This is a genomic window from Enterobacter sp. BIDMC109 (assembly GCF_001037885.1).
Taxonomy (GTDB): Bacteria; Pseudomonadota; Gammaproteobacteria; order Enterobacterales; family Enterobacteriaceae; genus Enterobacter; species Enterobacter hormaechei_C.
In genome coordinates, this window is sequence record NZ_KQ090002.1 from 3,684,781 (window position 1) to 3,697,441 (window position 12,661).

Consider the following 12,661-nt stretch of genomic DNA (forward strand, 5'->3'; position numbering starts at 1 on the left):
GCGTTTTCCCTTATTTTTGTACTACGATATTTTCCTGCGAAGGATCAACATGCTGTAATTGCAGTTTTTCCGTTGCGATCCGTTCAACCCGGCTGTGATCGCCAAGCGCGTTTTCTTCAAGGATCAGATTTCGCCATTCAATATCCAGCGCATCGCGTTCCAGCACCATCTGTTCGCGCTGCGCAGTTAATAAACGGGTATGGTGAGCGGTGGTGACCACCATGACTGCCGTCACAATGATGCAAATGAACAAGCAGAGTGGCAGCTTCCCAAACCGCAAAAGATCGTCGCCGATCACGCCAGGCAAGGCATGGCGCTCGTTGCTTCCTAACGATCCCTTAACTTTGCTTAGGGTCTCTGTCACTCTGCTGATCATGCGTTCGTCCTCTCTGCAATACGCAGCACTGAACTACGGGCACGTGGATTCTCTGCCACCTCTTCTTCGCCCGGCATCAACTTGCCTAATGCTCGCAACTGACGGCCTCCCAGCTTTCTGAGTTGTTCTTCCGTCATCGGCAACCCAGCTGGAACCTGCGGACCGCGGCTCTGTTCACGCATAAAGCGTTTTACGATGCGATCTTCCAGCGAATGGAAGCTGATGATGGATAACCGCCCACCCGGGGCCAGCACGTCGAGCGAGCTTTTTAGCGCCAGCTCTATTTCCTCCAGTTCACTGTTTACCCAAATACGAACCGCCTGGAAGGTACGGGTCGCAGGATGTTTGTGCTTGTCCTTCACCGGCGTTGCCGCCGCGATGACTTCTGCCAGCTCTTTGGTACGGGTCATTGGCTCAACGCGGTTGCGCTCCACGATGGCGCGCGCAATACGTTTGCCAAAGCGTTCTTCGCCGAAGGTTTTGATTACCCAGGCGATATCCGCTTCGTCAGCAGTTTGTAACCATTCAGCGGCAGACTGGCCGCGAGTGGGGTCCATACGCATATCCAGCGGTCCATCACGCATAAAGGAGAAGCCGCGTTCTGCATCATCAAGCTGTGGTGAAGAGACGCCAAGATCGAGGAGAATCCCGTCGATCTTGCCGGTCAGGCCGCGCTCAGCGACATAATCCGCAAGCGCAGAGAAAGGTCCATGCACGATGGAAAAGCGAGGATCATCGATGGTTTGCGCAACGGCAATCGCCTGCGGATCGCGGTCAATTGCCAGCAGGCGTCCTTCCGCTCCAAGCTGGGAGAGGATCAAACGCGAGTGACCACCGCGACCAAAAGTGCCATCAATATAGATGCCGTCTGGACGAATATTCAGGCCGTTAACGGCCTCATCCAGCAGCACCGTTGTATGTTTATAATTTTCCATCATATTTATAGAGACAAGTCCCGCAGCCGTTCCGATAATGTTGCGGAATCAGACTGCTCAGCGTCGATATCTTCCTTGACCTGTTGATACCAGGTCGTTTCGTCCCACAGTTCAAACTTGTTGAACTGCCCGACCAGCATCACTTCTTTAGTCAGACCGGCGTGTTGCCGCAACACAGGCGCAATCAATAATCGCCCGGCGCTATCCATCTGACATTCACTGGCATGTCCCAATAACAACCGCTGCACGCGGCGTTCTTGCGGGTTCATGCTCGACAGTCGCGACAGCTTTTGCTCAATGATTTCCCATTCAGGCAAAGGGTAAAGCAGCAGGCAGGGGGAGTTGATGTCAATGGTGCAAACCAGTTGACCCGAAGCGTTCTCAATCAGCTGGTCGCGGTATCGGGTTGGTACCGATAAACGCCCTTTGCTGTCGAGATTGACTAACGTTGCTCCACGGAACATGCCAGCCTCACCCCTCCTCACCACTTTAACCCACAAATTCCCACCTGAAGGAGTTTACGGAGCGAGGGAAAAGCTTGTCAAGCCAGGACTCTCTCTATACCGGCGCGAAAGCACCGTATTTACAGAGCAAGAGTGACCTGGCTAATAACTACACAACTGGCGAGGCAAAATTAACGTTATGAATATTTGTAAGAAAAAAACCGAATATGCACACGAGCGTTAAGACTCACTCAATATCATCGCAGGGAAATATAAAGTGTCAGTTTGCGACGCGGGCAGCATTTTAAGGCATATCGCCGGGGGATAACAGCATCAGATTAAGCGCAAGGCAATATGGATTCGTTCGTGTACATTGAGGGCTGAAGGGGACAGTAAAAAATGGCTGAATATTCATCGGCTGGCGGCTGTTTGTAACAAAACAATACAAAAGAATGCCCGTTAAAAATTATAATTGCGCTTTTTAACGCCAAAACGGATTCAGAAAAATAGCTGGCTACGAATCTTAGAGATAAATCCTAATTTTTATCCGGGAATTATTTCCCGCAATAAATGCGCCGCAAAAGGGGCAGTTTTACCGCCCCTGTGGAAATATTAATGGCGGCTCAAAATCCCGCGCCGATAGAGATTACGTTTGATACGCGTAAGCCCGGGTTTCGGTTTGCGAGGTTCATCCAGGCTTGCCAGAACAATCTCAAGCACGCGCTCGGCGACGTCGCGGTGACGCTGAGCCACGGCCAGCACCGGACATTGCAGGAAGTCGAGCAGTTCGTTATCGCCGAAGGTCGCAATCGCCAGATCGGATGGCAGCTTGCCATCGCGACGTAACGTCACGTCCATCACCCCCTGCAACAGGGCAAACGAGGTGGTAAACAACGCCTGCGGCATCGGGTGCGTTTCCAGCCATTTCTCGAACAGCTGAGCAGCCGCTTCGCGCTCATAGCTGTTGGCATACAGATAATGAACGTCACGCGGATCGTCTTTCCACGCCGTACGGAACCCTTGTTCACGCAGGAAGCTCACGGATAGTTCAGGCAAAGCGCCAAGATAGAGCACCGTTTCCGCCGGGAAGGTACGCAGCTCGGCAGCCAGCATTTCTGCATCGTCCTGATCGGCACCTACGACGCTGGTGAAATGTTCACGATCCAGAGCACGATCCAGCGCCACAATCGGGAATGGATCGTTCGCCCAGCGCTGATAGAAAGGATGCTCGGGTGGTAAAGAGGTCGACACGATGATGGCGTCAACCTGACGTTGCAGCAGATGCTCAATGCAGCGCATCTCGTTGTCGGGCTGATCCTCGGAGCAGGCAATCAACAGCTGATAGCCCCGCTGACGAGCCTGACGTTCAAGATAGTTGGCGATGCGGGTATAGCTGGTGTTTTCCAGATCCGGGATCACCAGGCCAATCGAGCGGGTGCGTCCGGCACGTAAACCTGCGGCGACAGCATTCGGATGGTAATTATGCTCACGAACGACTGCCATCACTTTCTCAACGGTCTTATCGCTGACACGATACTGCTTTGCTTTACCGTTAATCACATAGCTGGCCGTGGTTCTCGACACGCCGGCGAGCCGGGCGATTTCATCCAGTTTCACAATTGCCCCTCAAAAAAAGAAAAAAGTCCATGGCCCTGTCAAGGTTATGGTTAAATATTTTAACATCTAAACGCAGAATAGCTTTCACGGCAACCGCTTTTGTCCGCGTTGTCGGCGGATTACGCAAAAAAAAGCCCGGCTTTGGCTACCGGGCTGAAAGAGGCGAACCTTTTGCGCAACTAACGCATGATTTTATCGCCGCGCGAGAGGCCAACAACGCCAGAGCGCGCAACTTCAACAATTTTTGCCACATCCCTGACGGAGGCCAGGAACGCATCCAGCTTATCGCTCGTTCCGGCAAGCTGCACAGTATATATAGAAGGCGTGACGTCAATGATCTGCCCACGGAAAATATCCGTGTTACGCTTGACCTCTTCACGGCCATAACCGCTGGCCTGAATTTTCACCAGCATCACTTCACGTTCGACGTAAGCCCCCTGCCCCAGCTCGCTGACGCGCAACACGTCCACCAGCTTGTGCAATTGCTTTTCGATCTGCTCAAGCACTTTCGCATCGCCGACAGTCTGGATCGTCATGCGGGAGAGCGTTGGATCATCGGTCGGCGCAACGGTCAGGCTTTCAATGTTGTATCCGCGCTGCGCAAAAAGCCCAATGACGCGTGACAGTGCGCCCGACTCATTTTCCAGTAATACAGATAATATCCGGCGCATATCAGGTTCTCTCCGTTTTGCTTAACCACATTTCATCCATACCACCGCCACGGATATGCATCGGATAAACGTGCTCTGTGCCGTCGACGATGACGTCCATGAAGACGAGGCGATTGTTTTTAACGTGCTCAAGCGCTTCGCCGAGCTTCGCTTCCAGCTCTGACGGATCGGTTACCCGCATGCCAATATGACCATAGGCTTCAGCCAGACGGACAAAGTCCGGAAGTGACTTCATATAAGACTGAGAGTGACGGCCGGAATAAATCATATCCTGCCACTGCTTCACCATACCGAGGTAACCGTTATTCAGGTTAAGCACCAGCACTGGCAACTCATATTGCAGCGCAGTAGAAAGCTCCTGAATATTCATCTGTATACTGCCATCACCCGTTACGCAGATAACCGTTTCGTTCGGCAACGCCAGCTTCACCCCCAGCGCGGCGGGCAGACCAAAGCCCATCGTGCCAAGCCCGCCTGAGTTGATCCAGCGACGCGGTTTATCAAACGGGTAATACAACGCAGCGAACATCTGATGCTGGCCTACGTCAGAAGTGACATACGCCTCGCCTTTGGTCAGATGCCAGATCGTCTCGATCACCGCCTGCGGCTTGATGTTTTCACTCTGCGTGTCGTATTTAAGGCACTGACGGCCGCGCCATTGTTCGATTTGCTGCCACCAGTCACGGATCTCATCCAGCGGTTGAGAGGCGGTCTCCTGCGCCAGCAGTTCCAACATTTGATCCAGCACCTGTCGTGCGTCCCCCACGATGGGCACATCCGCCGGCACCGTTTTAGAGATAGAAGTAGGATCGATATCAATGTGTAGCACCGTCGCATTCGGACAGTATTTCGCCAGGTTATTGGTGGTGCGATCGTCAAAACGTACGCCGACGGCAAAAATCACATCAGAATGGTGCATCGTCATATTGGCTTCATAGGTGCCATGCATACCCAGCATGCCCAGCGCCTGACGGTGGGTAGCCGGGAATGCCCCCAGCCCCATCAGCGATGACGCGACAGGAAGATTCAGCTTCTCAATCAGTTCGCGTAGTTGCGTTTCACAGGCTGCATTGACGGCGCCGCCCCCCACATAGACTACGGGCTTTTTCGCAGCCAGCAGCGTTTGCAGCGCACGCTTAATCTGGCCTTTGTGCCCTTGCGTCGTCGGATTATACGAACGCATGCTCACCGACTCAGGCCACAGGTAAGGCAGTTTATTCGCGGGATTGAGAATATCTTTTGGCAGATCGACAACCACTGGCCCAGGACGACCGCTGGCGGCCAGCCAGAAGGCTTTTTTCAGCACGCCCGGGATATCTTCCGTTTGCTTAACCAGAAAGCTGTGCTTCACCACGGGGCGTGAGATCCCCACCATGTCGCATTCCTGAAACGCATCATAGCCAATCAGTGACGTCGCCACCTGTCCGGAGAGAATGACCAGTGGAATAGAGTCCATATACGCAGTCGCAATGCCGGTGATGGCATTGGTCGCTCCCGGCCCCGAAGTAACCAGCACTACACCCACTTCGCCCGTGGCGCGGGCCAGGCCGTCAGCCATATGCACAGCAGCCTGTTCATGACGAACCAGAACATGATCAATACCGCCTACCGTGTGCAGCGCGTCATAAATATCGAGAACCGCGCCTCCGGGATAGCCGAACACTTGTTTCACGCCCTGATCGATAAGCGATCGGACGACCATTTCCGCGCCAGACAACATCTCCATGCTTTGCCTCCAGGCTTTTGTTATAGACGGTCAACAGAATTCATTTCCGCGCCGTCTTCTGACAGGGTGAACCCATCTTATAATGTGCAGAGTGATGGATACCTTAACCGCTCGTTATGAGGCAGGCAATTAGCAAACGGAATGCGGGAATGGGCAATAAAAGCAGAAAAAATAGCTGTCAGACACGAATATGGTGAATTCGTCTGGTATGAGGGGAGACGCTAATAATTCATCTCTTAAAAAGAGGATGGATCAGGAAATCATCTATTTTTAAGCCGCCCTGAGCGTCTGAAAAAATGCGCACAGAACAAAATATTGCCTGCATAAAAAATCACAGAATAAACCGCATGGCACCATGCGGTTTATTCACCCTGACTTATCGACGACAAATATTGATCAGCAACTCTTCCATCCACTGATGCCCTTTATCCCGCCCCGCCGCTTCATGCCAGGAAAGATAACAGGTACGACTATTCAGCTTGAGCGGCAGAGGTAAAATTTGCAGGCTCAGCGAATCGGAGAACTCTTCAGCAAGCCAGCGCGGTGCAATAGCGACTAGCTGCGTCTGAGAAACGACATTTAAAACGCTGACCATCGCCATCCCCTGATAGGCCACGCTGGCTTGTTTATCGGCAGTGTCATACCACGGCTGACTGAACGAAGCATATCTGTCCAGAGCAACAACGGCATGCTGCTCGCTGTAAACATCGCTTTCACGCAGCGGCGAATTCATGCGTGGATGTTTTTTGCTGGCGACTAACACCATTTCATCTTTAAACAACGGAACACATGCAAACTCTGGACGGCGAAACTCTTCGTAGCCCAGAACGAACTCCGTTTCCTGATAACGAAGCTGGTGCTCAGTGTTTTGATTTAAAGATGATTTAAAAACGAGATGAATATTAGGAGCAATCTGTTCAACTTTATTATATATAACAGACGTCAAATAATTGTCTAACGGACTGCAAACACAGAGATGGAAAACCCGCTCACTGCTTAAAGGTTCAAACCCTGAGCCGGGAAGCTCATTTTGAACCAGCTGTAGCGCCTGACGAATCGAACCGAATAGCTGGAATGCACGCGCCGTGGGCTGGATACCTCTTCCATACCGGACGAATAACTCGTCGTTAAACATCACCTTAAGTCTGGCTACGGCATTACTCACGGCAGGTTGAGACATTCCCAGAGATTGCGCTGCTCGCGTAATATTCTGCTCCTGCATAACTGCATCAAATACAGTTAACAGGTTGAGATCCACTGTGCGTAACTGAGGCTTAACCCCATCATAAGGCTGTGGTTGGTTAATATTATTTTCTGGCATTTCTGACTCCACTGTCACGCTAAATTCCCTTTGCCAAAGTACAGTAATAACTTCGAAAAATATGATTTACCATGCATATACAACAAGCGAAAGGAAATTATTTAAAATTCAGAATATATAAAGAACCCTCATTCAAGAGATGCCATTAAGCATCCCCTGAATGAAGAGCTAAAAATCGTTCAAATGATATCTAAAACTTTAATGCAGGCATGAAACCATAAAGCTGGCAAATACACAATCACCGCCTTAGTTAATAATAACTTAAGTATTATTAAACTATGAAGGCCATACACCACGATTTCATTAACAAAATGATATCAATATTGATAACTTTCCCGCCCATGATTCATTCATAGAACTTATAACTCAATGAAATAAAACACATTCCATTTCACAGCACATCGGTAAAAATACTGTGTTCAATTGCTACCAATTATATTCAAATTATTCCAGAGATGAATCTCAAGTCCAATAATAGACAATTAAATCGGTTAACAGCGTAAAAACCAGCACAATTAGCTAATGTGTTTATCCTGCGCTGAGTGGCCGTTTTGCCTGAGAGGGGTTGACATGAGTCAGCGTATCCAGTACCACTAAAAGCATATCGCATTCATCTGGAGCACGATTCATGATTCGCACCCTTCGTTTCACCGGTCTACTACTACTAAACGCATCCACTGTGCGCGGTAGACTGGCGGGCGAAATTCAGCGTTGAATCGTCTTCAGTAAAACTAAAAACCCGCGCCACTGCGCGGGTTTTTTTATGCTCGTAGCAAGGCGCCCTAAGACTGACAAGGACCTAACCCATGAGCCAGCAAGTCGTTATTTTCGATACTACTTTACGTGACGGTGAACAGGCATTACAGGCGAGCCTGAGTGTTAAAGAAAAACTGCAAATTGCGCTGGCCCTCGAACGCATGGGTGTAGACGTAATGGAAGTCGGCTTTCCCGTCTCCTCGCCGGGTGATTTCGAGTCAGTACAGACCATCGCCCGCACCATCAAAAACAGCCGCGTATGCGGTCTGGCTCGCTGCGTTGAGAAAGATATTGATGTGGCCGCGGAATCCCTGAAAGTTGCAGAAGCCTTCCGTATCCATACATTCATTGCCACCTCCCCCATGCACATTGCAACCAAGCTGCGCAGCACGCTGGATGAAGTGATCGAACGTGCGGTGTATATGGTTAAACGCGCGCGTAACTATACTGATGACGTCGAATTCTCCTGTGAAGATGCAGGCCGCACGCCGATTGACGATTTGGCCCGTGTAGTGGAAGCCGCGATTAATGCCGGAGCCAGAACCATCAACATCCCGGATACCGTCGGCTACACCATGCCGTTTGAGTTCTCTAACATCATCACCGGCCTGTACGACCGCGTACCTAATATTGATAAAGCCATCATCTCTGTTCACACCCACGATGATTTGGGTCTGGCTGTGGGCAATGCCATCGCTGCCGTCCACGCCGGCGCGCGTCAGGTAGAAGGGGCAATGAACGGCATTGGTGAACGCGCCGGCAACTGCTCGCTGGAAGAAGTGATCATGGCGATCAAGGTGCGCAAAGACATTATGAACGTACACACTCGCATCAATCACAACGAAATCTGGCGCACCAGCCAGACCGTGAGCCAGATTTGCAATATGCCGATCCCGGCGAACAAGGCGATTGTTGGTACTGGCGCGTTCGCTCACTCCTCCGGTATTCACCAGGATGGCGTGCTGAAGAACCGTGAAAACTACGAAATCATGACTCCGGAATCCATCGGTCTGAACCAGGTTCAGCTGAACCTGACCTCGCGCTCTGGCCGCGCGGCGGTGAAACACCGTATGGAAGAGATGGGGTATCAGGACAGCGATTACAACATGGATCAGCTGTACGACGCATTCCTGAAACTGGCTGACAAGAAAGGCCAGGTCTTCGATTACGACCTGGAAGCGCTGGCATTCATCAACAAACAGCAGGAAGAGCCAGAACACTTCCGTCTGGACTACTTCACCGTTCAGTCAGGCTCAAGTGATATCGCTACCGCCTCCGTCAAGCTGGCCTGCGGCGATGAAATTAAAGCGGAAGCCGCCAACGGTAACGGCCCTGTGGATGCCATTTACCAGGCGATTAACCGCGTCACTGAGTACGACGTAGAGCTGGTGAAATACGACCTGACGGCAAAAGGGCACGGTAAAGACGCCCTGGGCCAGGTTGATATCGTCGTCAACTATAACGGTCGCCGCTTCCACGGTGTGGGTCTGGCGACAGATATCGTTGAATCCTCCGCGAAAGCGATGGTGCATGTCCTGAACAACATCTGGCGCGCCGCCGAAGTCGAAAAAGAGTTGCAACGCAAAGCTCAGAATAAAGAGAACAACAAGGAAACCGTGTGATGTCGAAGAATTACCATATTGCTGTGTTGCCGGGTGACGGTATTGGCCCGGAAGTGATGACACAGGCGCTGAAAGTACTGGAAGCCGTACGTTCGCGTTTTGCGATGAAAATTACCACCAGCCACTACGACGTGGGCGGTATTGCCATTGATAACCACGGTACTCCCCTGCCGAAAGGGACTGTAGAAGGCTGCGAGAATGCCGATGCCGTTCTGTTTGGCTCCGTGGGTGGCCCTAAGTGGGAACATTTGCCTCCAGCAGAGCAGCCAGAGCGCGGCGCGCTGCTGCCGCTGCGTAAACACTTCAAACTGTTCAGCAACCTGCGTCCGGCGAAGCTGTACCCGGGGCTGGAAGAGTTTTGCCCGCTGCGCGCCGATATCGCCGCCAACGGTTTCGACATCCTGTGCGTGCGTGAGCTGACCGGCGGGATCTACTTCGGTCAGCCAAAAGGCCGCGAAGGCAGCGGTCAGCATGAGAAAGCGTTTGATACCGAGGTGTATCACCGTTTTGAAATTGAACGTATCGCTCATATCGCGTTTGAGTCAGCGCGCAAACGCCGCCGTAAAGTGACCTCTATTGATAAAGCGAACGTGCTCCAGTCGTCTATTTTGTGGCGCGAAATCGTCAGTGAAGTTGCCAGGCAGTACCCGGACGTTGAGCTGTCACATATGTATATCGACAACGCAACGATGCAGCTGATCAAAGATCCGTCCCAGTTTGACGTGCTGCTGTGCTCCAACCTGTTCGGCGATATTCTCTCGGATGAATGCGCGATGATCACCGGCTCCATGGGCATGCTGCCCTCGGCCAGCCTGAACGAAGAAGGCTTTGGCCTGTACGAACCGGCGGGCGGCTCCGCGCCGGATATCGCAGGTAAAAACATCGCCAACCCGATTGCGCAGATCCTCTCCCTGGCTCTGCTGCTGCGCTACAGCCTGGATGCAGGCGATGCAGCAACCGCAATTGAAAACGCCATTAACCGGGCATTAGAAGAAGGCGTCCGTACCGGTGATTTAGCACGCGGCACGGCGGCAGTCAGTACCGATGAAATGGGCGACATCATTGCCCGCTATGTCGCTGAAGGGGTGTAATCATGGCTAAGACGTTATATGAGAAGTTGTTTGATGCGCACGTTGTTTACGAAGCACCAAACGAAACCCCACTGTTGTACATCGACCGTCATCTGGTACACGAAGTGACCTCTCCTCAGGCATTTGACGGCCTGCGCGCGCATAAGCGCCCGGTGCGTCAGCCGGGTAAAACCTTTGCCACGATGGATCACAACGTGTCCACCCAAACCAAAGACATTAATGCCTCGGGTGAGATGGCCCGCATTCAGATGCAGGAGCTGATTAAGAACTGCAACGAGTTTGGCGTTGAGCTGTACGATCTGAACCACCCCTATCAGGGGATCGTCCACGTAATGGGGCCTGAGCAGGGGATTACTCTGCCGGGCATGACCATCGTCTGCGGCGACTCCCACACCGCGACGCACGGCGCATTTGGCGCCCTGGCGTTCGGGATTGGGACCTCTGAAGTTGAACACGTTCTGGCGACGCAGACCCTGAAGCAGGGCCGCGCCAAAACCATGAAGATTGAAGTGAAGGGTAAAGCTGCGCCGGGTATCACCGCGAAAGATATCGTGCTGGCGATTATCGGCAAAACCGGCAGCGCAGGCGGCACCGGTCACGTCGTGGAATTCTGCGGCGACGCTATCCAGGCGCTGAGCATGGAAGGTCGTATGACCCTGTGCAACATGGCCATTGAGATGGGCGCCAAAGCAGGCCTGGTGGCCCCAGACGAAACCACCTTCAATTATGTGAAGGGGCGTCTGCATGCCCCGAAAGGACAGGATTTTGACGACGCGGTAGCGTACTGGAAAACCCTGAAAACGGACGAGGGGGCAATTTTTGATACCGTTGTGACGTTACAGGCGGAAGAGATCGCCCCGCAGGTCACCTGGGGCACCAACCCGGGCCAGGTGATTTCCGTCAACGACAGCATTCCTGATCCGGCCTCCTTTGCCGATCCGGTCGAACGTGCCAGTGCGGAAAAAGCGCTGGCTTACATGGGGCTGAAACCCGGCGTACCGCTGACCGACGTGAGCATTGATAAAGTATTCATCGGCTCCTGTACCAACTCCCGTATTGAAGATTTACGCGCAGCGGCAGAAATTGCTAAAGGCCGCAAAGTGGCGCCGGGCGTGCAGGCGCTGGTTGTGCCGGGCTCCGGGCCGGTGAAAGCCCAGGCGGAAGCGGAGGGTCTGGATAAGATCTTTATTGAAGCAGGCTTCGAGTGGCGCCTGCCGGGTTGCTCCATGTGTCTGGCCATGAACAACGACCGCCTGAATCCGGGCGAGCGCTGTGCCTCCACCAGCAACCGTAACTTTGAAGGCCGTCAGGGCCGCGGTGGGCGCACCCACCTGGTCAGCCCGGCAATGGCCGCCGCTGCGGCAGTCACCGGTCATTTCGCCGATATTCGCAGCCTGAAATAAGGAGACAATCATGGCAGAGAAATTTACCCAACATACGGGCCGGGTTGTCCCTCTGGACGCCGCTAACGTCGATACCGACGCGATCATTCCTAAGCAGTTTTTACAGAAAGTGACGCGCACGGGTTTTGGTGCGCATCTGTTCAACGACTGGCGTTTCCTCGACGATAAAGGCGAAGTGCCGAACCCGGAATTCGTCCTGAACTTTCCGGAATACAAAGGCGCCTCCATTTTGCTGGCGCGGGAAAACTTTGGCTGCGGATCGTCGCGTGAACATGCGCCCTGGGCATTAACCGACTACGGCTTTAAGGTGGTTATCGCCCCGAGCTTCGCGGATATCTTCTACGGCAACAGCTTCAACAACCAGCTGCTGCCGGTGACGCTGAGTGACGAACAGGTCGATGAACTGTTTGCGCTGGTGCAGGCGAATCCGGGGATTTCGTTTGAGGTGGATCTGGAAGCGGAAGTGGTGAAAGCCGGGGATAAGATCTACAGCTTCAGCATTGATGCGTTCCGCCGCCACTGCATGCTGAACGGTCTGGATAGCATTGGCCTGACGCTGCAACACGAAGAGGCTATCTCCGCTTACGAGAAAAAACAGCCTGCGTTTATGGGTTAAAGGCAATGGCCCGCAGGGCGCGGGCCATTGATAAGGGTGCGTTGAGGCTCAACCACTCTGGAGTGGCGGGGAAAACTCCCCGCC

Annotated in this window: 12 protein-coding genes; 5 read left to right on the top strand and 7 right to left on the bottom strand. The window is 52.7% G+C overall.

Annotated features, from left to right (window positions below; all coding sequences use genetic code 11):
- Positions 1–10 precede the first annotated feature (10 nt).
- The 7 genes from ftsL to leuO form a co-directional block, all read right to left on the bottom strand.
- Positions 11–376 carry a cell division protein FtsL gene (ftsL, locus tag SK62_RS17375; protein ID WP_003856363.1) on the bottom strand — a complete coding sequence of 122 codons (366 nt, stop codon included), beginning with the start codon at positions 374–376 and terminating at the stop codon, positions 11–13.
- Positions 373–1,314 (bottom strand): 16S rRNA (cytosine(1402)-N(4))-methyltransferase RsmH, encoded by a 942-nt coding sequence (rsmH, locus tag SK62_RS17380; RefSeq protein ID WP_003856366.1) that lies wholly within the window; start codon positions 1,312–1,314, stop codon positions 373–375. Before rsmH ends, ftsL begins: the two co-directional genes overlap by 4 nt.
- A 2-nt stretch (positions 1,315–1,316) precedes the next feature.
- Positions 1,317–1,775: a division/cell wall cluster transcriptional repressor MraZ gene (gene mraZ, locus SK62_RS17385; RefSeq protein ID WP_006810119.1), complete on the bottom strand. Its 459-nt coding sequence runs from the start codon at positions 1,773–1,775 to the stop codon at positions 1,317–1,319.
- Between the two features lie 591 nt (positions 1,776–2,366).
- A complete protein-coding gene (gene cra, locus SK62_RS17390; protein WP_003856369.1) occupies positions 2,367–3,371 on the bottom strand; it encodes a catabolite repressor/activator in 1,005 nt (334 codons plus the stop codon).
- Between the two features lie 179 nt (positions 3,372–3,550).
- The gene (gene ilvN / locus SK62_RS17395; RefSeq protein WP_003856371.1) at positions 3,551–4,042 is read right to left on the bottom strand and encodes an acetolactate synthase small subunit; all 492 of its coding nucleotides are present in this window, start codon (positions 4,040–4,042) and stop codon (positions 3,551–3,553) included.
- Between the two features lies 1 nt (position 4,043).
- A complete protein-coding gene (gene ilvI / locus SK62_RS17400) occupies positions 4,044–5,768 on the bottom strand; it encodes an acetolactate synthase 3 large subunit (protein ID WP_015572665.1) in 1,725 nt (574 codons plus the stop codon).
- A 376-nt stretch (positions 5,769–6,144) separates the two neighbouring features.
- Positions 6,145–7,089 (bottom strand): transcriptional regulator LeuO, encoded by a 945-nt coding sequence (gene leuO / locus SK62_RS17405; protein ID WP_017383788.1) that lies wholly within the window; start codon positions 7,087–7,089, stop codon positions 6,145–6,147.
- A gap of 628 nt (positions 7,090–7,717) precedes the next feature.
- Between leuO and leuL the strand changes: the two genes are divergently transcribed.
- The 5 genes from leuL (at position 7,718) to leuD (ending at position 12,577) form a co-directional block, all read left to right on the top strand.
- Positions 7,718–7,804, top strand: coding sequence for a leu operon leader peptide (leuL, locus tag SK62_RS23270; RefSeq protein ID WP_057979999.1), 87 nt, complete (start codon positions 7,718–7,720; stop codon positions 7,802–7,804).
- A gap of 91 nt (positions 7,805–7,895) precedes the next feature.
- Positions 7,896–9,467, top strand: a complete 1,572-nt coding sequence (gene leuA / locus SK62_RS17410) for a 2-isopropylmalate synthase (RefSeq protein ID WP_017383789.1) — start codon at positions 7,896–7,898, stop codon at positions 9,465–9,467.
- Positions 9,467–10,558 carry a 3-isopropylmalate dehydrogenase gene (leuB, locus tag SK62_RS17415; RefSeq protein ID WP_017694521.1) on the top strand — a complete coding sequence of 364 codons (1,092 nt, stop codon included), beginning with the start codon at positions 9,467–9,469 and terminating at the stop codon, positions 10,556–10,558. Before leuA ends, leuB begins: the two co-directional genes overlap by 1 nt.
- Positions 10,559–10,560: 2 nt before the next feature.
- Positions 10,561–11,961, top strand: coding sequence for a 3-isopropylmalate dehydratase large subunit (gene leuC / locus SK62_RS17420; RefSeq protein WP_017383791.1), 1,401 nt, complete (start codon positions 10,561–10,563; stop codon positions 11,959–11,961).
- Positions 11,962–11,971: 10 nt separating this feature from the next.
- Positions 11,972–12,577 (top strand): 3-isopropylmalate dehydratase small subunit, encoded by a 606-nt coding sequence (gene leuD, locus SK62_RS17425; RefSeq protein WP_015572662.1) that lies wholly within the window; start codon positions 11,972–11,974, stop codon positions 12,575–12,577.
- The last annotated feature ends 84 nt before the right edge of the window (positions 12,578–12,661 follow it).